The 22,429-nt window shown below is 70.4% G+C and carries 19 protein-coding genes; 14 read left to right on the forward strand and 5 right to left on the reverse strand.

Translation table 11 applies throughout. The features are described 5' to 3' along the window. Nucleotides 1-165: 165 nt before the first annotated feature. Complete coding sequence (locus KAH28_RS07465; RefSeq protein ID WP_290575359.1) at nt 166-1,557, reverse strand: dicarboxylate/amino acid:cation symporter; 1,392 nt, start codon at nt 1,555-1,557, stop codon at nt 166-168. 114 nt (nt 1,558-1,671) lie between these two features. Here KAH28_RS07465 and KAH28_RS07470 point away from each other — a divergent pair, with 114 nt between their 5' ends. From KAH28_RS07470 to KAH28_RS07485, 4 genes are all read left to right on the forward strand, one after another. After that, nucleotides 1,672-2,922, forward strand: a complete 1,251-nt coding sequence (locus KAH28_RS07470) for a cation:proton antiporter (RefSeq protein WP_290575360.1) — start codon at nt 1,672-1,674, stop codon at nt 2,920-2,922. 261 nt (nt 2,923-3,183) lie between these two features. Next, the gene (locus KAH28_RS07475; RefSeq protein ID WP_290575361.1) at nt 3,184-5,307 is read left to right on the forward strand and encodes a TonB-dependent receptor; all 2,124 of its coding nucleotides are present in this window, start codon (nt 3,184-3,186) and stop codon (nt 5,305-5,307) included. Next, nucleotides 5,304-6,617, forward strand: a complete 1,314-nt coding sequence (locus KAH28_RS07480) for an HmuY family protein (protein WP_290575362.1) — start codon at nt 5,304-5,306, stop codon at nt 6,615-6,617. The genes KAH28_RS07475 and KAH28_RS07480 overlap by 4 nt, the downstream gene beginning before the upstream one ends. Before the next feature lie 11 nt (nt 6,618-6,628). Further along, nucleotides 6,629-7,342 carry a DUF2470 domain-containing protein gene (locus KAH28_RS07485; RefSeq protein WP_290575363.1) on the forward strand — a complete coding sequence of 238 codons (714 nt, stop codon included), beginning with the start codon at nt 6,629-6,631 and terminating at the stop codon, nt 7,340-7,342. 33 nt (nt 7,343-7,375) lie between these two features. Here KAH28_RS07485 and KAH28_RS07490 read toward each other — a convergent pair whose 3' ends face one another. Further along, the gene (locus KAH28_RS07490) at nt 7,376-8,263 is read right to left on the reverse strand and encodes a universal stress protein (protein ID WP_290575364.1); all 888 of its coding nucleotides are present in this window, start codon (nt 8,261-8,263) and stop codon (nt 7,376-7,378) included. A gap of 27 nt (nt 8,264-8,290) precedes the next feature. Continuing rightward, nucleotides 8,291-9,226, reverse strand: a complete 936-nt coding sequence (locus tag KAH28_RS07495; RefSeq protein ID WP_290575365.1) for a universal stress protein — start codon at nt 9,224-9,226, stop codon at nt 8,291-8,293. Between the two features lie 130 nt (nt 9,227-9,356). Between KAH28_RS07495 and KAH28_RS07500 the strand changes: the two genes are divergently transcribed. From KAH28_RS07500 to KAH28_RS07510, 3 genes are all read left to right on the forward strand, one after another. Further along, nucleotides 9,357-10,883 (forward strand): PAS domain S-box protein, encoded by a 1,527-nt coding sequence (locus KAH28_RS07500; RefSeq protein ID WP_290575366.1) that lies wholly within the window; start codon nt 9,357-9,359, stop codon nt 10,881-10,883. Then, the gene (locus KAH28_RS07505; RefSeq protein WP_290575367.1) at nt 10,880-11,515 is read left to right on the forward strand and encodes a response regulator; all 636 of its coding nucleotides are present in this window, start codon (nt 10,880-10,882) and stop codon (nt 11,513-11,515) included. Before KAH28_RS07500 ends, KAH28_RS07505 begins: the two co-directional genes overlap by 4 nt. Before the next feature lie 114 nt (nt 11,516-11,629). After that, nucleotides 11,630-12,049 (forward strand): Hsp20/alpha crystallin family protein, encoded by a 420-nt coding sequence (locus KAH28_RS07510; protein WP_290575368.1) that lies wholly within the window; start codon nt 11,630-11,632, stop codon nt 12,047-12,049. Nucleotides 12,050-12,057: 8 nt separating this feature from the next. Here the strand turns inward: KAH28_RS07510 and KAH28_RS07515 are convergent, their stop codons facing one another. Continuing rightward, nucleotides 12,058-13,050: a zinc-dependent alcohol dehydrogenase family protein gene (locus tag KAH28_RS07515; protein ID WP_290575369.1), complete on the reverse strand. Its 993-nt coding sequence runs from the start codon at nt 13,048-13,050 to the stop codon at nt 12,058-12,060. 156 nt (nt 13,051-13,206) lie between these two features. Here KAH28_RS07515 and KAH28_RS07520 point away from each other — a divergent pair, with 156 nt between their 5' ends. The 5 genes from KAH28_RS07520 to KAH28_RS07540 all read left to right on the forward strand — a co-directional run bounded on the left by KAH28_RS07520 (nt 13,207) and on the right by KAH28_RS07540 (nt 19,300). Beyond that, nucleotides 13,207-14,001 (forward strand): Crp/Fnr family transcriptional regulator, encoded by a 795-nt coding sequence (locus KAH28_RS07520; protein ID WP_290575370.1) that lies wholly within the window; start codon nt 13,207-13,209, stop codon nt 13,999-14,001. Nucleotides 14,002-14,098: 97 nt separating this feature from the next. Beyond that, a complete protein-coding gene (locus KAH28_RS07525) occupies nt 14,099-14,995 on the forward strand; it encodes a cation diffusion facilitator family transporter (RefSeq protein ID WP_290575371.1) in 897 nt (298 codons plus the stop codon). Between the two features lie 77 nt (nt 14,996-15,072). Next, complete coding sequence (locus KAH28_RS07530) at nt 15,073-15,732, forward strand: ABC transporter ATP-binding protein (protein WP_366918146.1); 660 nt, start codon at nt 15,073-15,075, stop codon at nt 15,730-15,732. Further along, complete coding sequence (locus tag KAH28_RS07535; RefSeq protein WP_290575384.1) at nt 15,732-18,095, forward strand: ABC transporter permease; 2,364 nt, start codon at nt 15,732-15,734, stop codon at nt 18,093-18,095. Before KAH28_RS07530 ends, KAH28_RS07535 begins: the two co-directional genes overlap by 1 nt. Beyond that, the gene (locus tag KAH28_RS07540; protein ID WP_366918143.1) at nt 18,092-19,300 is read left to right on the forward strand and encodes an HlyD family efflux transporter periplasmic adaptor subunit; all 1,209 of its coding nucleotides are present in this window, start codon (nt 18,092-18,094) and stop codon (nt 19,298-19,300) included. The genes KAH28_RS07535 and KAH28_RS07540 overlap by 4 nt, the downstream gene beginning before the upstream one ends. Nucleotides 19,301-19,349: 49 nt before the next feature. On the opposite strand, the gene KAH28_RS07545 is transcribed toward KAH28_RS07540, so the two are convergent. Continuing rightward, a complete protein-coding gene (locus KAH28_RS07545; protein WP_290575374.1) occupies nt 19,350-19,958 on the reverse strand; it encodes a pyridoxal 5'-phosphate synthase in 609 nt (202 codons plus the stop codon). A gap of 190 nt (nt 19,959-20,148) precedes the next feature. Here KAH28_RS07545 and KAH28_RS07550 point away from each other — a divergent pair, with 190 nt between their 5' ends. Both KAH28_RS07550 and KAH28_RS07555 read left to right on the forward strand, forming a co-directional pair. After that, on the forward strand, nt 20,149-21,471 hold the full coding sequence (locus KAH28_RS07550; protein WP_290575375.1) for a glycosyltransferase: 1,323 nt from the start codon (nt 20,149-20,151) through the stop codon (nt 21,469-21,471). Next, complete coding sequence (locus KAH28_RS07555; RefSeq protein WP_290575376.1) at nt 21,468-22,388, forward strand: hypothetical protein; 921 nt, start codon at nt 21,468-21,470, stop codon at nt 22,386-22,388. Before KAH28_RS07550 ends, KAH28_RS07555 begins: the two co-directional genes overlap by 4 nt. The last annotated feature ends 41 nt before the right edge of the window (nt 22,389-22,429 follow it).

The following is a 22,429-nucleotide window of genomic DNA, read 5'->3' on the forward strand; positions in this document are numbered from 1 at the left end:
CCGGATGCGCAAACCCTTCGAGCGTGCCCCCACGTCACCGAAGCTGTTCGCGACCCATCCCATCCGGAACTCCTGTCGATACCGGCCGGCACTCCGACCGCACGCAACCATCCTAGGAACGGGTGATGCCGCGTGCGTTGATCTGGATCAACGCGCGCACCACGATCAATCGGCCGGGCCGGATCCGGTCAGCCGGGGGCCATCGACCGCCGGGAGGTCGTGCTGCTCCGCACCCGGCGCGGGTCCGCCGCCCAGCCAGCGCTCCATTACCGTGCATGCGGCGAGATCGCCGCTGACGTTGAGCACGGTGCGGAAGCGCTCGAGGAGCTGATCCACGCCCAGGATCAGGCCGAGCCCGGCCACCGGCACCCCGGCACTGGTCAGCACGCTGGCCAGCACCACGATGCCCACGCCCGGCGTCGCGGGAGTGCCGATGGAAGCGCCCAGCGCGGTGACGACCAGCGCGACCAGTGCCGCCAGCGGCAGATCCATGCCGTAGACCTGCGCCATGAATACGGTCGCGAGACCTTGATACAGCGCCGTGCCTCCCATGTTGACGGTGGCGCCGATGGGGATCACGAACTGCGCCACCGACGGCCGCACACCGAGCCGCTCCTCTGCCACCCGGATGGTCACCGGCATGGTCGCGGCCGAGCTGTCCGTGGAGAAGGCCAGCAGCTGCGCCTCGCCGCTCTGCGTCAGGAAACGGAGCGGCCGTCCGTCGCCCAGCACCCGCACGATCACGGCGTAGAGCACCAGAAGGCAGAGCAGCCCGAGCAGAACGGCGCCGATGTAGGCACCCAGCCCGAGCAGCGCGGCCGGACCGGTACCGGCCATCTGACGCGCCAGGAGACCGAAGGCGGCCAGCGGCGCCAGGCGCATGGCCCAGCCCACCACGGTCATGCACAGCGCCTGCAGCGAGGAAAGGAAATCGAGCACCGGCCTGGCCGTGGCCGCCGGCAGCGACACCAGCGCCACGCCGATCAGCACCGCGAACATCACGACCTGCAGCATCTGGCCGTCGGCCATGGCGCCGAGGGCGTTGCTCGGGAAGATCGAGACCAGCTGCGAGGGGAAGGCGTCGAAGGCGACTACCGGTGCCTCGCCACTCACCTCGGGAATCGCGTCGGCTGCCCCGACCGGAGCCGCGATGAAGCTTCCCGGCTCGATGATCAGTCCCAGCCCGATGCCGAGCGAGGTCGCGATGATCGAGGTCACCACGAAGTACACCACCAGCCACAGGCCGCCGCGGCGCAACTGCCCGGGATCAGCGGTCGCGGCTATGCCGCACACGATGGCACTGAGCACGAGCGGCACCACGATCATCTGGATGAGCGCCAGGAAGAGCAGTCCCGGCAGCGCGAGCCATTCGCCGACCACGTAAGCGGTCCGCGGCGCCAGCCATCCGAACGAGGGGCCGATCGCGATGCCCACGGCGATGCCGAGCGCCATGCCGACCAGAACCTGTGCCCACAGCCGGGTTCGCACGAGGCCCTGCAGCCGGTCGGCGAGATGCTTCAGATTGCGGGGATGGATATGCTCAAGAGGCGTCGCCATGGCGCAGCGTCGAAACGGGAGTGGATACCGCGATAGCTCATCAGAATAGCGGGCCCGCGCCCATGATCCAGATCAGCGTCCGCGCCCACGCCGCACTCCGACCATGCCCACACCATGATCGACTGGCCCCCGGCTTCCGACCTCGTGATCACCGAGCTCACGCTCGGGGTCCTGCTGCTCGTCGGCCTTGCTGCGGAAGCACTGGGCCGGCGGACGCCCCTGCCCGGCGTCACCATCCTGCTCTGCCTCGGGGTAGCGATCGGCCCCGTGGGGCTCGATCTGCTGCCCGATGCCCGGGCGACCTGGTTCCCCATCGTCTCCAGCTTCGCCCTCGTCATGATCGGCTTCCTGATCGGCGGCGAATTCACGCGGGAGCGCCTGCGCGACGTCGGCGGCACGGTCGTGATCGTGGCCATCGGCCAGGCGGCGGTCACCTTCGCACTGATCGCGGGCGGCCTGATCCTGCTCGACTTCGACGTACCGGTGGCGCTGGTGCTGGCGGGCATCGGCACCGCCACCGCGCCGGCCGCGACCGTCGCGGTGGTGCACGAGCTGGGCGCTTCGGGGCGCTTCTCGCGCCTGCTGGTCGGCGTGGTCGCGATCGACGACGTAGTGGCGCTCACTGCCTTCGGCCTCGCGCTCAGCTTCGCCACCGGCAGCGGCGCCGGATTCGCGCTCGGCGAGGCGCTCTTCGAGATCGGCGGCGCGATCGCCCTCGGAGCCGCGATCGGCCTCCCGGCCGCCGCGCTCAGCGGCCGCATCCAACCCGGCCGACCGAGCCTGGAGGAGGCATTGGCGATCGTCCTCATCACGACCGCCTCGGCGCACTATCTCGGTGTCTCGGAGATCCTGGCGGCCGTCGTCGTGGGCGGCGTCATCGCCAACCTGGCACGCCACCACGAGCGCCCCTTCCACGAGATCGAGAACATCGAGCAGCCCTTCCTCGTGATCTTCTTCCTGCTCGCGGGGGCATCGTTCGAGCTCGAGGCGCTGCTGCTGTCGGGCGGGCTCGGGATTGCCTACATCGCGCTGCGTACCACGGGCAAGGTGCTGGGCGGATGGCTCGGCGGCCGCCGCGCGGGATTGCCCGGACGCGAAGCCGCATGGCTCGGCGTCGCCCTGCTGCCGCAGGCGGGCGTCGCGCTGGGCCTCGCCCTGGTGGCCGCCGAGCAGCTCCCCGATGGCGCACGCCTCGTCAGCACCGTGGTATTCGCGACCATCGTGTTCGAGCTCACCGGGCCGGTCGGTACGCGCGCGGCGGTGCGCCGGTCGGAACGCGGCGGCACCGGGCACGAGCAGGTCCTTCCGGCCCGGAAGCGGCGCCCCACCTGGATCCCGCGCCGGCTGCAACGTCCCCGCGACTAGGCCATCACGCGCCGGCCGGGCTCGTATTTTCTTCAATCGTGAGTGATAATGGTTCGCATCATTCTTGGCGAGCGCGTTCCGTGCGCTCGTTCTCGCACCTGCGCCCGTGCCCGCGCACGGCGAACCCGGTAACGCTCGAACAGCATGCGGACGCGCTTTCCTCTTCTTCCGGCTGCCGCGGCCGCCCTCGCGACGGTGCTGCTGGCATCCGCGCACGCTGCGGAAGAACCGACTCATCGCTTCGATCAGCCCGCGCTCCCCATGCGCGAGGCACTGACCGCCTTCGTGGCGACCACCGACATCCCGCTTCACTACGCGCCGGACGCCATACGCGGGCAGCGCGGCAACGCGCTGACCGGCACCTTCGCGCCCGGCGTCGCACTGCGCACGCTTCTGGCCGGGACCGGGCTGTCGGGCCGCATCGTCGACGGTGAGGCCCGCGTCGGTGCCGTCGGCGAGGCGCCCTCGGCCCGCCTGCCCGCCACCATCTCGGTGCGCGCTCCGGAGGACGATCCCCCGCCCCCGCCGGCCGCGCCCGAGGCGCAGCCCGCCGACGTCGGCACCCTGGACACCATCGTGGTCACCGGCACGCGCACCGCGCACCGCATCGTGGACAGCCCGGTCGAAGTCCGCCTGATCACGGCCGCGGACATCCGCGCATCGGGCGCCGGCAATCTCGCCGAGCTGCTCGAACGCGAAGGCGGCCTGCACGTGGCGCGGGTCGCCGGCCGCGGGAAGAGCGTCGACATCGAGATCCAGGGCCTGTCGTCCGAGCATGTCCTCGTGCTCATCGACGGCCTGCGCGTCGTCGGGCGCATCGACGGCGCACTGGATCTGACGCGATTCCGCACCGCCGCAATCGAGCGCGTGGAGATCGTGCGCGGCCCGACTTCCGCGCTATACGGCAGTGACGCACTCGGCGGTGTGATCAACATCATCACCCGCTCGGGCGGTGATGGCGCCAGCCTGACCGTGCGCGGCGACGGTGACGAGAACCTGGAAGCCTACGGCGACTTCGGATGGAATCGGGGCGCCTGGCGCGGCAGCGTGAGCGGCGGCGCGGTGACGCGCGAATCCTTCGATCTCGATGCCTCGACCCCCGCCACCGACGGCCCCGAGGCCGACGGCCGGTACTTCTCGACGCACCAGCAGCTCGACGCCACCGACACCGTCACCATCGATGCGCGCTTCGACTACGCCCTCGACGACACCGAGCGCCTCGACCCGGGCACCGGCAGCGCACTCACCGAGGTGCGCAAGCGCACCGAGGAGCTTCGCGCCGCCCTGTCGCCCCGCATCGCCCTCGGTCGTGATACCGACCTGCGGCTGGACGCCTACTACACGCGCTTCTACGACCAGTACGTATCCGAGGTGCCGGGCACCGACGCCGACGATGTCGACGAGCGCACCTACGACGACCTCTACACCGTGGGCGGTCAGCTCGATCACCGCATCGGCCGCCATCGCGTTTCCATCGGTGCCGAGCACCAGTACGAGGAGCTCGACGCCGACCGCCTCGACCAGACCGGCGAACGCGACCGCCAGGCACTGTTCGTGCAGGACGAGATACGCCTGCTCGACGGCCGCCTCACCGTGGTGCCGGGGCTGCGCCACGACCGCGATTCGCAGTTCGGCCGCCAGTGGTCGCCGAAGCTCAACCTGCGCTATGACCTGACCGACGCCTGGGTCCTGCGCGCCGGCTACGGCCGGGGCTACCGCGCCCCCAGCTTCCGCGAGCTGCTGCTGCGCTTCGACAACCCCGGCGTCGGCTACCGGGTCGAGGGCAATCCGGACCTCGAGCCCGAACGCAGCAACGGCTACAACCTGGGCGCCATCTGGTATCCCGCCGATACCGCGTCGCTGTCGCTGAGCGTCTTCCATCACGACGTCGACGATCTGATCGAGATCGTGCAGATCGAGGACGGCCCGCCCATCCTGTTCAGCTATCGCAATGTCGCCCGCGCCCGCATCACCGGCGGCGATATCCAGGCCGAATGGCAGCCGTGGCGACCGCTGGCGCTGCGTCTCGGCTACGGCTATGTCGACGCCGAGGACCGCGATACCGGCGAGCCGCTGAGCGGCCGGCCGGAACACCGCGTCAATGCCGCCGCGCGCTTCGAGCGGGAGCGCTGGGCGCTGGGCGTGCGCGGTGTCTGGGTCGGCGAGCGCCGGTTCGGCCTCGACATCGACACCGGTGGCGCGCCGACGCCGACGGGCACCGCCGATCCCTATGCGCTGTTCGCGCTGCGTGCCGAGTGGAACGGATGGCAGTGGTTCGATCTGGCCGTCGGCGTCGACAACCTGCTCGACGAGGGGGATCCCCGCTTCCTGCCCATCCAGCCGCGCGCCGTCTATCTCGAGCTGCGCAAGGAACTGTTCCGATGAAAGCACGCCACGCCTGGCCACTGACCGTACTCGTCCTCGCCGCCTGCGGCAGCGACATCTCGCCACGCAACGACAGCGGTGACGACGGCAACGGCGGACCGGATGCAGCGCTGCCCGGCCCGGGTGGCGCACAGGCCGGCTTCCGCGCCGACGGCACCCACTACGTCGGTACCATCGACGCCACCGGCAGCAACTGGGTCTACATCGACCTGGAGACGCAGACCCAGGTCACGCCGTCGGCACCGGAAAGCTCCGATGCGTGGGACATCGCCTTCCGGGGCAGCGACATCAAGCTCAACGGCGGCGCGTCCGGCTCGCCGCCCACCGGCGACCCGGTGACCGTCTACGGCGACCGCGTGGACGACGGCACGCCCTATCCCTTCGACGACGCCGCGGAGGCGCCTCCGCGCAGCGCGGTGTCCTACACCACCGACGCCGCCGGCGGCCCCTTCGCCTCGGGACCCGACTACGCCATGACCACCCATCCCGAGGCCGACCAGCGGGCCAACCCGCTCACCGGCGCCGGTGACCACGGCTGGTACCACGACACCGGCCGGCTGCAGGGCAGCACGATCACTGCGCGCGAAAACGTCGCCTACTTCCTGAGCACGGTCGAGTGCCGCACCTACAAGCTGCGCATGACCGGCTTCACCCGCGACGGCGTGCCGGGGCATCCGCAGTTCGCCATCGCCGAGATTCCCGGCGACGACTGCAGCGCCCCCGGCGGCGGCGGCAGCGGTGGCGTCGCGCCCCTGGGCAGGGCCACCTTCGAGGACGGTGCCGACAGCACCATCGCCGTGGTCGATGCCGCGGCCGACGATGTCTGGGTCCATCTCGATCTCACCAATGCCCAGCAGGTGGCACCCGCCGATCCGGCCGGCGACCCCGGCTGGGACCTGGCGCTGCAGCGCACCGACATCCGCATGAACGGCGGCGCGTCCGGCCCCGCCGATGTCGCGCTGGACGATCGCGAGGCAGCGGACTGGGCTGCCATCGCCGCGGCCGATGCCGATGCCGATGCCGAGTGGCACGCCGACACCGCTGACGCCCTCGCCTTCGTCACCTACCCGCCCGCCGACCCGCAGCACGGCGCCGGCTGCGGCCCGGGCGCCGGCGACTACGGCTGGTACTACTACTCCAGCTTCTGCAACGACGGCGAAGGCATCCATCACATCTACCCCCGGGACGTCGTGTACGTACTGCGCGGGCGCGACGGCAACTTCTGGAAGCTGCGCGTGCGCGCCTACTACGATGACAACGGCGAATCGGCCCAGTACCGCATCGAGTACGCGCCCGTTGCGGCGCCCTGACGAGCACCACCATGTCCGACGAGACCCATGACCGCGATGCCGCCCGCCTGCTCTACGCCAGCAGCCATCAGGGCGTTCTCTCCACCCTTTCCGCCAGACTGGACGGCGCCCCCTTCGGCTCGGTGGTGACCTTCGCCCCGGACGCCGAGGGCGCACCCGTCATCCTGATCAGCGACATCGCCGAGCACACGCGCAATCTGCACGCCGACCCGCGCGTCTCGCTGATCGTCCTCGAGGGCGGTGCGGACGTGCAGGAAACGGGTCGTCTCACCATCGTCGGCGAAGCCCGACCGACGGATGATGACGGCGTCGCCGAGCGCTACTACCGGCGCTTTCCGCACGCCACCGACTATCACCGCACGCACGACTTCGCGTTCTACCGGATCACGCCCACCCGCCTGCGCTACATCGGCGGCTTCGGGCGCATCCACTGGTATCAGCCCGGCGACGTGCTGACCGGCGCCGAGTTCGCGCCGGAGGCCGAAGCGCACATGGTCCGGCACATGAACGAGGACCACGTCGACGCCATGCGCGACTACTGCCGCATGATCGGCGTCGACTGCGGCGAGCAGGACCCGCGCATGGCGGCGGTGGACACGCACGGCTTCGCGCTCTTCGTCGGCAAGCGCATGCTGCGCTTCGAATTCGATGCCCCCGCCACCACACCCACCGACGTGCGCAAGGCGCTGGTGGCCATGGCACAGCAGGCGCGCGCGAGCGCCTGAGCGCCGGCCGGCGCTCGGGCGGACGCCCGGCCGCTACACCGGGCGCGGCCGATGGACGAGCACCGGGCACGCGGAAACGCGCACGACCTTGTCCGCGACGCTGCCCAGCAGCACGCGCTGCACGGCCGAGCGGCCGTGGCTGCCGACCACCAGGAGATCGGCCTCGTGCCGTACGGCCGCAGCGGCGATCTCGGCATCGGCCGGGCCGATGGCGACGTCCTGCTCGGCATCGACCGGCAATTCCAGCTCCGCGATGAACTGCGCCAGCGACGCCCGTGCCCTGTCGGGCTCGGTCCTGGGCACCGGCGCGCCCGGGTCATAGGGATCCACTGTCGCCGGCACCAGTACGTGGACGACCGTCAGGCGCGCACCGTGCTGCACGGCAATGTCGGCCGCGTGCAGCACGCCCGGGCGCGATGCGTCCGAGAGATCGGTGGCCACCACCAAATGACGCAGAGGAGCCTCCTCGGTGTCGTCGGCCGCACCGGCCCCCTGTCCGGCGACCAGCACCGGCACCGTCGCGGCATGCACCACCTTCGCCGCGACGCTGCCCAGCAGCACGCGCTTGATGCCGGCCAGACCGCGGCTGCCGACCACGATGAGATCGGCACCCTGCTCGCCGGCGTACTCGAGAATGGCCCGTGCGGGGGACTCGTCGGTGCGAACCACCCGTCGGGTGACCAGGCGCCGGGCGTCGGGAATGCCGTGGAGCGTTTCCTCGGCAGCGGCGATCAGCGTGCGGGTGTACTCGTCGGTCGCGGCGAGGCCACGGTATTCGGTATGCAGCGAGGAGAGCACGTTCACGTACAGCACGTGCAGCTCGGCGCCGCTGGCGCGGGCAAGCGTCCGTGCCAGCGCCATCGCGCGACGCGAATGCGGCGAGAAATCGGTGGCGAGAAGAATGCGCTGGTAGAGGGCCATGGAATGCTCCCGGGGCGGATGCGTCGTTCAGGTGGGGTGCTGGACGGCTGCCGCCGCGCCTTCCGGCCGCGCAGTGCCCGCCGGCACGACCGCGGCATGCTCGGCCTCGCGGTGCACCAGCACCGCACACGGCGCCGTGCGCAGCACCCGCTCGGTCACGCTGCCGAGGAAGAGGCGCTCGATCGCGCTCAGGCCGGCATGCGACATGACGATGAGATCGGTCTCCTGCCGGCGGGCATGCTCGACGATGGCGGCATGGGCCACACCCTGGACCAGCACGCGGCGCGCGGCGACCGGCAGGTGTGCCTCCCCCACGAACGCGGCGAGCGCGTTGCGCGCATTCTCCGTGTTCTGGGCGCTGTCGAGCACCGGCGCGATGAACGGCGGCAGGGCAAGCGGCTCCACCGCCAGCAGGACCTCAAGCGCGGCACCGCTCTGTGCAGCGATGTCGGCGGCGCGCCGCATCGCCGCGGCCGAGTGCGCCGACAGATCCACCGGCGCGAGGATCCGGCGCAGCGTTTCCCGCTGGATGTCCGGCCGCACCACCATCACCGAGCAGTCCGCCTGCCGGAGCACCGCCTGGGCGTCGTTGCCGAGCACCGCGAGCGCGGCACCGGAACGGCCGTGGCTGCCCATGACGATGAGATCGATGCCCTGCTCCTGCGCGTAGCGGACGATCTGCGGCGCGGCCGAAAGGCCGCCGGAGAGCACGCGCGTGGCCTGCACCTCGCCATCGCAACCGGCGGAGCGGATCCAGGCACGAACCGCGTGATCGCCGAGCACGTCCTGCGGCGCGCCCTTGTCGGGTCCCAGCGTGTTCACGATATCGTTCACCGCCAGCCGAACGTGCAGCACGTGGAGTTCGGCGCCGTCGCGACGGGCGATGCGCGCCGCCACGGACAGTGCGGCTGCGGCCGTGCGCGAGAGATCGGTCGCGACGAGAATGCGGTGGTACGTGGGCATGCGGGCGGACTCCCGGACGTGATGGGCTCTGCGCGGCAGTGTCCGGCCTGGTGCGCGCGCCGGCGTTGACCTGGATCAATGGTGCGTAGCGGTCCGCCGAATCCCGGGGCGACCGCGCTAGACTTCGGTCATGGCCGCCCGCACCGACGCCCCGCACACCCCGAGCGCCGCCCAGGACCGCTTCGACGCCCTGCTCGACGCAGCGGTCGACGCCATCGTGCTGATCACGCCCGAGGGGCGCATCACCCGCTTCAACAGCGCCGCGGAGCGCCTCTTCGGATACACGCCGGACGAGGTGCTGGGCCGCAACGTCAGCATGCTGATGCCGGATCCGGATCGCTCGGCGCACGACGAGTACATCGGACGCTTCCGGCGTACCCGAGAAGCCCGCATCATCGGGATCGGACGCGAAGTCACCGCGCAGCGCAAGGACGGCTCCACCTTTCCCATCGAGCTGTCGGTGGGCGAGTTCGTCAGCCAGCAGGGCAGCGGCTTCGTCGGCATCCTGCGGGACATCACCGTGCGCAAGCGGCAGGAGGCACGGCTGCGCCGTCAGGCGCAGGAGCTGCGCCTGATCTTTGCCAACGCGCCAATGGCCTTCGTCGTGACCGACGCTGCGGGCGCCCTCCTGGAAGTCAACGATTCCTGCTGCGCGCTGTTCGGGATGACGGACAAGGCGCTGCTGCGCCGCCCCATCGCTGAGCTCATGCACGATGACGATCGTATCGACGGCGAACGCATCCTGACGTCGCTGGTGCGCGACGGCGGAAGCGCCCGGCGCCCGCTGCGCTTCGTCGACGCCGAGGGCGGGACCATCCACGTGCACATGCACGCCGCCGTCGGGCGCGACAGCGACAGCGAGGACACCCCGCTGATGGTCATCGTCGCGCTGATGGACCGCGGCCCGCTCCTCCGCGCCACGCGCGAGGCGGAAGAGCTGCGCACGCGTCTGACTCACGTCGGTCGTCTCGGCACCCTCGGCGAGATGGTCAGCGGCATCGCCCACGAGCTCGGCCAGCCGCTCAGCGCCATCGTTAGCTATGCACATGCCTCGCGCCGGATGGTGGCGGCCGACTCGGTGTCGTCGGACGAACTGCAGGACATCCTTTCCCGCATCGCCGATCAGGGCGAGCGCGCCGGACAGGTCATCCGCGGTCTGCGGGCCCTGCTGCGCAAGCGCGGCGAAGTGCGCGAGCACGTCGACTGCAGCGCGCTGGTGCGGGAGGTGGTGCCGCTGTGCGAGCCCGAGATCCGCCAGGCGGGTTTCGAGCTGGTGCTCGATCTGGACGCGGACCTGCCGGCCGTGCAGGCCGACGGCATCCAGATCCAGCAGGTGCTGCTCAACCTGCTTCGCAACGCCATCGACGCCATGCTCGAGCGCTCGCGCGACGATCGCATCGAGATCATCACCCGCCATCGTGCCGACACCGTCGAGGTGGCGGTGGCGGACAGCGGGCCCGGGATCGCCGACGATGCCGCCGGGCATGTCGGGGAGCCGTTCTACACCACCAAGCAGGAAGGCCTCGGCCTCGGCCTGTCCATCTGCCACTCCATCGTCGCCGCCCATCAGGGCGCGCTGCGGTTCGAGATCAATGCACGCGGGGGCACCACCTTCCGTCTCACGCTCCCGACCGATTCCAGCGAAGGCACGCCATGAGCAACGAGACCGACCAGAGCACGGTGTTCATCGTCGACGACGAGGCACCGGTCGCCGACAGCATCGCGCTCCTGCTGCGATCGGTGGGCATCCGCTCGACCGTCCACAACGGTGCCACGGCCTTCCTCGAGGCCTACGATCCGGACAGCCCGGGCTGCCTGCTGCTCGATGTGCGCATGCCGCGGATGAGCGGCCTCGAGCTGCAGAAGGAGCTCAACCGGCGACGCTGCTTCCTGCCCATCATCTTCATCACCGGCCACGGCGACGTCCCGATGGCGGTGGAGGCGATGCGCGCCGGCGCCGTGGATTTCCTGCAGAAGCCGTTCAACGACGACGAGCTCATCCGCCGCGTGCAGCGGGCCCTCGACCAGGATCGCGAGACGCGGGCGCGGCTGGCGCAGCGCGAAGCCCTGCTGCAGCGCTACGAGCTGCTCACCCCGCGCGAGCGCGACATCACCTGGCGCCTGGTCGACGGTCAGGCGAACAAGGCCGCTGCCCTGGAGCTCGACATCAGCGAGCGCACCGTCGAGCAGCACCGGGCGCAGGTGATGCGCAAGATGGATGCGCGCTCCCTCGCCCAGCTGGTGCAGATGATGCTGGTGGTGCGCGAGGCCCTGCCCGCCGCCGAGTAGCGGCGGATGATCCGGCGTCCCGCTTGATCCAGATCAATGCGGCCGCGCCCCGATGGGAAGACCGTGATGCCGGCGCCGTGGTTGGCGGCGCGCAACCGATACGGAGAAAGCGTCATGGAACTCACGCACTGGAATCCCTTCCGCGAGCTCGATCAGCTCTTCGCCCGACAGAACCGCGCGCCGGCACGCACCTTCGCCGACGAGGCCTGGCTGCCGACGGTCGACATCAGCGAGACCGACAAGGCCTACACCATCACCGCCGAGCTGGCCGGCATGGATCGCAAGGACATCGAGGTCAATGTCGACAACGGCGTGCTCACCATCGCCGGCGAGCGCAAGCACGAGAAGAAGGACGAGGGCGAGAAGCATCATCGCGTCGAACGCTTCTACGGCCGCTTCGAGCGCAGCTTCAACCTGCCCGAGAACGTCGTGCAGGAGAAAGTCGCCGCTGAGTGCAGGGACGGCGTCCTGCGCGTCACCCTGCCGAAGACCGAGATCTCACACGCCGGGCCGAAGCGGATCGCGGTCGGCTGACGGTGTCCTCAGGCGCGGCCGGGAACGAGGACGGCCGCGCCCGACAGCCTGCCACTGCGCAGATCGTCGAGTGCCTGATTGGCATCCGCCAGCGCGTAAGTCCGGGTAGTCGTCCGTACCGGCACCAGCGGCGCCAGCGCCAGGAAGGCATCCGCGTCGGCACGCGTCAGATTCGCCACCGAGCAGATGCTGCGCTCCATCCACAGATCGGCGTACGGGAAGGACGGGATATCGCTCATGTGAATGCCCGCGCACACCACGCGTCCACCCGGAACCAGCGCGCGCAGTGCCAGCGGCACCAGCTCGCCGACCGGGGCGAAGATCAGCGCCGCATCGAGCGGTTCGGGCGGCGCCTCGTCGGAGCCCCCGGCCCACATCGCGCCGAGGCCGCGCGCGAAATGCTGCGTGGCACGATCGCCGGCCCGCGTGAAAGCGTGGACGTGGCGACCCTGGTGCACCGCGACCTGGGCAACGATGTGCGCAGCAGCGCCGAAGCCGTAGATGCCGAGGCGGTGCCCCTCGCCCGCCATCATCAGTGCGCGGTAGCCGATCAGGCCGGCGCAGAGCAACGGCGCGGCGGCGACGTCGTCGTATGCATCGGGCAGCGCAAAACAGAAGCGCTGGTCCGCCACGACGCGCTCGGCGTAACCGCCGTTGAGCTGATAGCCGGTGAAGCGCGCGTCCGGGCACAGGTTCTCGTGCCCACCGTGACAATAGTGGCACTCGCCGCAGGTCCAGCCGAGCCAGGGAATGCCGACCCGATCGCCGGGACGGAAGCGGTCGACATCCGGTCCGACCGCCGCCACCCGGCCGACGATCTCGTGTCCGGGAATGATCGGCAGTACCGGATCGGGCAGCTCACCGTCCGCGACGTGGAGATCGGTGCGACAGACCGCGCAGGCGTGGACCTGCACCAGAACCTGCTGTCTGCCCGGTTCCGGATCCGGCAGATCCCGGAGCGTGAGCGGCGTGCCCGGCCGCTCGAGAACCATAGCCTGCATGGCGCTTCCCGAAGATGTCGTCGGCCTTCGTTGTAGCCGGCGCCGACCGCGCTTGGCAAGCGCACTACGTAGTTTCCACATCGGGCCTTCGGGAATACCGGATAGTGGCCGTGCCACCGGTGAGCGAACCTGACGCCGTCTTCAGGGAGAACCGCCATGTCCGCAACGAGCACCGACCCGAGCCTTCGTTCCACCGCATGCGCCACCGCCGGCCGCGGCGGATCGCCCGACTGCCACTTCTGCCCGGTGCACGCGCGCTGCCTGGTACGGGGCGCGGACAGCGACACGCTCGCAGACTGGCGGAACATGATGCTGCCGGGACGCACGCTCCGCGCGCCGGGTACCGCCCTGTTCGAGGCCGGTGATGCCGCCGACACGCTCTACTTCGTGCGTTCCGGCTGCATCAAGACCTGCACCATCGACCGCGACGGTTCCGAGCGCGTGCGCGCGCTATATCTGCCCGGCGACATCATCGGCATCGATACGCTCGATACCGCCCACCACCGGGTGAGCGCCGTGGCGGTGACGCCGTCGCAGGTATGCGCGCTGCCCAGCCATGGCGTGCTGGCCATGATGGAGCGCACGCCCCTGCTCATGCGCCGGCTCACGCGCCGCATGAGCCACGCCCTGGCCGAGGCGCAGGCGCTCGCCGGCGAGAACACCGCCGACGAGCGCGTGGCCGCCTTCCTGCTCCACATGCAGGCGCGGCTGCCGGCCGCCCCCTCGGGTGCCATCCAGCTGCCGATGACCCGGCGCGACATCGCCAACTACCTGCGCCTGGCGACGGAGACGGTGTCGCGCGTCATCACGCGCTTCGCCGCACGGGGCCTCATCCGGACCGACCGGCAGCGCATCCTCATCGACGACAAGGCCGCGCTCGCCGAGCTGGCCGCCGCGGTGGCCCTGCCGTCCCCGGTGGACGAGGACGCATTCGCCCGTCGCGCCGCATAGCCCGATGCCCGCGGCACTTGCTACCGACCGGCGCTGCAGGCAGGCTCCGGAAAGGCCGCGATCGGGGCCGGATGCCGCCGGGGGAGCGCCACCAGCAATGCCCGTTGACGCCTATCGCGAGAAGCGCCGCATCACCATCGTGGCGGCGGCGGTCAACGCCGTGCTGGCGGTGGTGAAGATCGTCGGCGGTGTCGTCGGGCAGTCCCAGGCACTGGTGGTCGACGGCGTGCACTCCCTTTCCGACCTCGCCAGCGACGGGCTGATCCTCGGCGCCGCGCGCATCGGCGCCCGCGGTCCCGACAGCAATCACCCCTTCGGCCACGCGCGTTTCGAGACCGCGGCGACGCTGGCGCTGGCCGCCATCCTGCTGCTGGTCGCCGGGGGCTTCGCCTACGACGCGGTCCTGCGGCTGCTGCTCGCCGATCAGCACGGCGATCCGGGCTGGCTGGCGCTGGCGGTGGCCGTGCTCTCGGTCGTCGCCAACGAGGGCGTCTACCAGGGCACCGCGCGCGTCGCAGTGCGCGCCGAGTCGGAGATGCTGCGCGCCAACGCCTGGCATCACCGGAGCGACGCGCTCTCCTCGCTGGTGGTGATCTTCGGGGTTCTCGGCGCCATGGCGGGCCTGCCCTGGCTCGACGGCGTGGCGGCACTGGTGGTGGCCCTGATGATCGGCGCGATCGGATGGCGCCTGGGATGGGAGGCCGGGCGCGAGCTGGTCGATACCGGGCTCGATGCCGACGGTCTCGCGGGCATCCGCGCATCGGCGCTGCGCGTCAACGGCGTCCTGGGAATCTCCGATCTGCGGACCCGCCGGATGGGACCGCGCACGCTGGTGACGATCCGCGTGCGGATCGATCCGGCGATCACCGCCGGCGAGGCCCACGCCATATGCGTTGCGGTGCGGCACGGTCTCCGGGCGGACATCGACAGCGTCGGCGAGGTGTTCGTGGGCATCGACGCCGGACGGGAGGCAGTTCCCGGCGACCCGCAGTGACCGCCTCCGGGGCGGATGGCGCCACGACCGGCGGCCCGGTGGTCTTCTCGGTACGCGATGTCACCAAGGTCTACACCATGGGTGAGGTCGAGATCCGCGCGCTGCGCGGCGTCGATCTCGACCTGCACGCCGGCGAGCTGGTGGTCATGCTGGGCGCGTCCGGTTCCGGCAAATCCACCCTGCTCAACATTCTCGGCGGCCTCGACAACGCCAGTGCCGGTTCGGTGCGCTACGGCGACACCGATCTGGCGACGGCCTCCGAGCGGGCGCTGACGGCCTTCCGGCGTGACCACGTCGGCTTCGTGTTCCAGTTCTACAACCTCATTCCCAGCCTGACGGCGCGCGAGAACGTGGCCATCGTCACCGACATCGCGCGCGATCCGATGCGGCCCGAGGACGCGCTGACCATGGTGGGACTGGAAGCGCGCATGGACCACTTCCCTTCCCAGATGTCCGGCGGCGAGCAGCAGCGCGTCGCCATCGCGCGCGCCATTGCCAAGCGCCCGACCCTGCTGATGTGCGACGAACCCACCGGCGCGCTCGACTCGAAGACCGGGATCCGCGTTCTCCAGGCAATCGCCGGCATCAACCGCGAACTGGGCACGACCACGGTGATCATTACGCACAACATGGTCATCGGCGAGATGGCGGATCGCGTCATCCGGCTCAGCGACGGCCGCGTCGCGGACGTGCAGGTCAACGCGAACCGGGTCACGCCCGAGCAGCTGCACTGGTGATGCACGCCCTCCACCGCAAGCTCCTGCGCGATCTCGCCGCGCTGCGCGGCCAGGCGGCGGCCATCGCGGTGGTCATCGCCGGCGGCGTGATGACGCTGATCATCGCGGTCACCACCCTCGACACCATCGCGGAGAGCCGGGACCGCTTCTACCGGGAGAACGACTTCGCGGAGGTGTTCGCGACGCTCAAGCGGGCGCCCGAGGGGGTGGCGGACCGCATCAATGCCATTCCCGGGGTGAACCTGGTCGAGACACGCGTGACCGCTGCGGTCCGGATCGAGGTCCCGGGGTTCGGCGACCCGGTGCGCGGTCAGCTGATCTCGCTGCCGGACGGCCGCCAGCCGCGAGTCAATCGCCTGCATCTGCGCGAGGGCACTCTGCCGCTCCCGCTGAGCCGGGACGGTGCCGTGATCAGCGAGCCCTTCGCCGAAGCGCACGATCTGCACGCCGGCGACCGGCTGGCGGCCATCATCAACGGTCGCCTCGAAACGCTCACCGTCAGTGGAGTGGCCCTGTCCCCGGAGTGGATCTACCAGATCGGCCCGGCCGATCTCATGCCCGACTACGAGCGATTCGCGGTGCTCTGGATGAACCGGCGGGCGCTCGCCAACGCCCTCGACATGGACGGCGCCTTCAACGATGTCGCGCTGACGCTCCAGGCCGGTGCCTCCGCCGAGCCGGTGATCGATGCGCTCGACCGCATCCTGGAGCGCTACGGCGCGCTCGGCGCCCGGGACCGCGAGCAGCAGACCTCTCACCGTTTCCTGAGCGAGGAGCTGCGCCAGCTGCGCACCATGGCAGTGGCCCTGCCCGCGATCTTCCTGACCGTCTCCGCCTTCCTGCTCAACATGCTCGTCGGCCGGATCGTGCGCACCCAGCGCCAGCAGATCGCGCTGCTGAAGGCCTTCGGCTACCGCAATCACGAGCTGGCGCTGCACTACGGTCTGCTCACTGCAGCCATCGTCGCCATGGGTTCGGCGCTGGGCGTCGCCTTCGGCGCCTGGGCTGCCGATGCGCTGACCGGCGTCTATACCGAGTACTTCCGCTTCCCCGACATGCGTCTCCGGCTGCAGCCCTGGGTCGTGGCACTGGGCGTGAGCGTGGCCGCCGCCGCGGCCGCGCTGGGCAGTTTCCGGGCCGTGCGCTCGGCGGTGGTGCTGGCGCCGGCGGTGGCGATGCGCCCGCCCGCGCCGGAGCGATTCCGTCGCGGCCGCTTCGCCACCACGCGCCTGGCGGGCTGGCTCGACCAGTCGACCCGCATCATTCTCCGCAATCTCGCCCGGCACCGGGTCCAGGCCGGACTGTCGGTGACCGGCGTCGCCCTCTCGGCGGCGTTGATGCTGGTGGGCAGCTACCAGTTCGGGGCGGTCGATCACCTCATCGACGTCCAGTACCGGCTGGTGCAGAAGATGGACGTGGTGCTGAGCTTCACCGAGCCCACGCCCGCGCGCGCGGTCGGCGAGCTCCGCCACGAGCCGGGCGTGCTGCACGTGGAGCCCTTCCGGGCGGTTCCGGCGCGATTGCGCAGCGCCACGCGCGACTACCAGATCGCCGTGCAGGGCATGGACGCGCGGCCCCGGCTGCGCGGCCTCATCGACCGGCACGGCGCGACCATGGCGCTCCCCGCGGAGGGTCTGGTCATGACCGACCATCTCGCCGACTATCTGCGCGTGCAGCCCGGAGAGCGGCTGATCCTCGAAACACTGGAGGGGCGGCGCCGGACGATCCCGATCACGCTGGCCGCCACCGTGAGCGAACCGGTCGGCCTCGGTGCCTACATGGAGCGGCGGGCCCTGAACCGCGTGATGCGGGAGGGCCCGGCCATTTCCGGCGCCTGGCTGCTGATCGACGAATCGCGGCAGGACGCGCTCACCGCCAGCCTGTGGGAAATTCCGCGCATCGCCGGCATCGGCCTGGTGGCACAGGCCGAAGGCGAGATCCGCCGCTACATCGCGGACACCGTCCTGATCATGATGGGCGTGCTGCTGCTGCTGGCCGGCTCGATCACCTTCGCGGTGGTCTACAACAACGCGCGCATCGCATTCGCCGAACGCGGCCGCGAGCTCGCCACCCTGCGCGTGCTCGGCTTCACGCGCGGGGAAACCGCGTGGATCGTGATCGGCGAAGTGGCGCTGCTGACCCTGCTCGCCATCCCGCTGGGCTGGGTACTCGGGGCGATCCTGGCGTGGCTCCTGACCACGGCCATGAGCACCGAGCTGTTCCGCGTGCCCTTCATCATCTCCCGCCAGGCGCTCGCGTTCTCGGCGCTCGGCGTGGGACTCGCCTTTTCCATGTCCATTGCGCTGGTCGTGCAGCGGCTGCGCGCCATGGACATGCTCACCGCCCTGAAGACGGCTGAATGACGATGCGAAAGCGACGACACCTTCTGATCCTCATCGCGATCGTTCCGGCGATGGCGCTCCTCGCGGTCGCGTTCCGGCCCGCGCCGGTGGAGGTCGGCACGGCCACCGTCGTGCGCGCTCCCTTCGTCGAGAGCATCGAGGAGGAAGCACGGACCCTGCTGCGCAACCCCTGGGAGATCGCCGCACCGATCAGCGGCTACCTCCGGCGCATCGAACTGGAGGTCGGCGATCGGGTCGCTGCCGGCGACCGGCTGGCGCAGCTCGAGCCACTGCCCTCGCCGGCACTCGACAGCCGCGCGCGCGAGCAGGCACGCGACGCGGTCGCCGCTGCCGAGGCCCGTCTGGAAAGTGCCCGCGCCACCCTGGAGACGCGCGAAGCCGAGCGCGCCTTCGCGGAGTCGGAATACCGGCGCAACGCCGACCTTTTCCAGCGGGGCAGCGTGTCCGGCGCGGCGCTCGACCGAATGCGGACGCAGCAGGACGCAGCGCGTTCGGCCGTGCGCGCGGCGCGCGGCCATGTCGAGACCGCGCGCCACGAGCTGCTGGCGGCACGCGTCCTGGTCGATGTCGCCGATGGCGAGCACGCCTCCCCGGACCGGCCCACTGTCGATCTGCAGGCCCCGGTTGCGGGCGTGATCCTGCGACGCCACCGCGTCAGCGCCGGCCCGGTGAGTGCCGGTCAGGCGCTGCTGGAGCTGGGCGCGCTCGATCGGCTGGAGGTCCGCGCCGACCTGCTGTCCACCGACGCGGTGCGGGTCGCCCCGGGGATGCGCGTCGTCATCGATCACTGGGGCGGCGATGCCCCCCTGGAAGGCACGGTGAGCCGGGTCCAGCCTTCCGGCTTCACGCGCATCTCCGCACTGGGCGTCGAGGAGCAGCGCGTGCCGGTCTGGGTCGAGCTGCAATCGCCGCGGGCGCAATGGCAGCGGCTCGGCGACGGTTACCGTGTCGAGACACGCTTCATCCTCTGGGAAGGCGACGACGTGCTGCAGATTCCCACCAGCGCGCTGTTCCGCCAGGACGACGGATGGCGGGTCTTCGCCGTCGAGGATGGCCGCGCCCGCATGCGCACGGTGTCCACGGGCCGCCGCAGCGGGCTGCACACGCAGATCCTGGAAGGGTTGCGCGAAGGCGCCATGGTGATCACGCATCCCGGGGACCGGCTCTCCGAAGGAACCCGCGTGGCGGTCGCGAACGCGTCCTGACCCCGGCCGGCCCCACCGCCGCGATGTCATCGCACGCGCAGCGGTGCCCTCAGAGCGATTCCTCGCTGACTGTCCACTGCCCGTCGGCGTCGCACCGATAGCGCACCGGCTTGTGCACGCGGTGCCAGCCGGTGGCCCAGAAGCGGATGTAGTCGGGACGGATGCGGTACGCGCGCCAGGCGTCCGGGCGCGGCACGCGCTCCTCGCGGAAGCGGTGCTTCATCTCCCGGAGATTCTCGCGCGGCTTCGCCTCCGCGACCGCATCCCGCGTGCTCTCGGACACCCAGGCACCGAGCTGGTCGTCGCGCAGGCGCGAGCGCCAGTAGCGGTCGGACTCCGCCTCGTCCAGAACGTCCGCCTGCCCCTCCACGGTGACCTGTTCCTGCATCACCGGCCAGAAGAAGCAGAGCGCCACACGCGGGTTCTCGGCCATCTGGATGCCCTTGCCACTGTTGCGGCTGGCGAAGAAGACGAGACCGTCGTCCTCGGTATGGGCGATGAAGATGGTGCGGATGGAGACCCGTCCGTGCGCATCGGCGGTCGCCAGCGATGCACTGGTGATCTCCTTCTCGCCCTGGCTGAAGGCCTGGTCCATGAGCCCGCGCAGGCGCACCATCGCCTCGGCGAGCGGTCCTTCCGGGGGTGTGCTCTCCGCCATCCGCACCTCGTTCCAGCAACCGTTGCAGGCACCGTACCGCTATCCTCTGCGGCACGCATTGATCAGCGTCAGCCCGCAGCCACGATACCGCGGTCACACTCCCGGTATCGGCCCGGGGCGACGAGTCCGGCAGCGGTGCCACGGAAAGCCATTGCCTGATCGTGCGATCTACCGAGATCCCGTTTCGCCCGTGTCCCATCGCTTCTACCTCCAGGTCCGCTACAAGCTGTTCCTCTCACTGGGCTTCGCGGTGACCTGGTGCGGCGTGAGCACCTGGCTGGCGCTGCCCTGGATCGCGGACCTGACGGCACTCGTCGGCACTGCCGGCGCCTGGATCGCCGTCGCCGGCATCGCCCTGATCCCGGGGTTCGCCAACGCCTTCATGCTCGGCAGCATGCTGCTCGACCGGCGTCCGACACAATGGCGCGTCACCGACCCGCCGCCGCTCAGCGTGCTGATCGCCGCCTTCAACGAAGAGCGGCACATCGCGGAAACGCTGTGCTCGGTGATCGCGCAGCACTACCCGGCTGCGATCGAGATCATCGTCATCGACGACGGCTCCACCGATGCCACCGTCGCACGGACCGAGGCATGCGCGTCCGGCGATGCCCTTCCGCCGGCCATGACGCTGCGCGTGCTCCGCATGCCGCGGAACGGGGGCAAGGCCAATGCGCTGAACGCCGGCCTTGCCGAAGCCCGATTCGCACACGTCGTATCGCTCGATGCCGATACCTATCTGTATCGCGACGCGCTGCGCAACATCGCGCTGAACCACATCAACAGTCCGCCCAATACCGCCGCCACGGCCGGAACCATCCTGGTGCGGAATTCGCGCACCAACCTCGTCACCCGCATGCAGGAGTGGGACTACTTCCAGGGCATCGCCGTGGTGAAGCGCGTGCAGTCGCTCTACCAGGGCACGATGGTGGCGCAGGGGGCGTTCTCGATCTACGACAAGGCCCGCCTCGAGGAGATCGGCGGCTGGACGCAGACGGTCGGCGAGGACATCGTGCTGACCTGGGGATTGATCAGCCACGACTATCGGGTCGGCTACGCCGAGAACGCCTTCGCCTTCACCAACGTCCCGGAGACGCTCGGCGCCTACATCCGTCAGCGCAAGCGCTGGGCGCGCGGCCTGATGGAGGCATTCCGGCAATGGCCGGGCGTGCTGATCCGTCCGCGCCTCAACCTGCCCTTCATCTACCTCAACCTGCTGTTCCCCTATCTCGACCTGGTGTACTTCCTGGTCTTCCTGCCCGGCGTGATCGCGGCGGTGTTCTTCCAGTTCTACGCCGTGGTCGGGCTGCTGACGCTGCTGCTGATCCCGCTGGCGCTGTCCATCAGCCTGGTGATGCTGGCCAAGCAGCATCGCGTGTTCCGCACCGCCGGACTGCACGTCCGGCGCAATGTCATGGGGTTTCTAGGCTACGTGCTGGCCTATCAGATGATCCTCTCGCCCGCGAGCCTCGCCGGCTACTTCTCCGAATTTCTCAACTTCAGGAAGAGCTGGTGATCCACATGCGCCCGACCCTGCTGCTCGCGCTGGCACTGGTGGCGCCCGCCGCCGCCATGGAACCGGCGATGGAGCAATGGGTCAGCGACGACAGCGACGGCGCCACCCAGTACCGGGTGACCGCCGACGGCAGCACCGCGATCGGCGACGGCGATACCGCCGTCAACGGTGGCCTGGGCTACTGGCATCTCCACGAACCGGGCGACAGCACCGCCTTCGGACTCGCCCGCGTCGGTGTCGAGCACCGACCGGACACTGCCACCCGGCTGCGCGCGCGGGCAACCCAGCTCTCGGGCTCCCGCTGGTCGCCGCTGCTCGGGGAGGCCCTGCTGACGCACGACTTCCGGGCACCCCTGTACCTCGAGCTCTCGGCCAGCCGCGGCATCATCGACACGCTCGCGGCCATCGATCGTCGGTGGGACCTGCGCAGCACGGGTGTTTCCCTCGATCTCGGTCCCTGGCGGGGCATCACGCTCGTGGGCGGCTATACCCGCCAGTGGCTCGGCGACGACAACCGACGCGGCATCGCGGTCGGCCGCCTGCTCATCGAGCCGACCGCCGATCAGCGCTGGCTCGTCGAGCTGCGATCGCGTCTGCTGCGCTCGGACTTCGACGCCGCGGGCTACTTCTCGCCGCGCCGCATGGACGAGCACCTGCTCCTCGGCACCTACCGCCGCCCCGTACTGGGGGACCGCTGGTACGTGTCGATCGAGCTGGGGGGCGGCACCCAGCGCGTCAACCGGGGGGAGCAGAAGGCGCTCTACCACGCAGAGCTCGTCTGGCGGGGATGGTTCAATGATCACGTCGGCCTGGAAAGCCGCGCGGCCTGCATGAACTCCGGCGGCCTCGACGCGGGCCCGGCCGGCGACGGCTATCGCTACTGCCAGGGCACGGTCACGCTGAAGGGTTCGTGGTAGCCGACCGGCTCGCCACGTCGCTGGCGGACGTGTCCTGCCTC

The organism is Algiphilus sp. (genome assembly GCF_023145115.1).
In the GTDB taxonomy this organism is placed as follows: domain Bacteria; phylum Pseudomonadota; class Gammaproteobacteria; order Nevskiales; family Nevskiaceae; genus Algiphilus.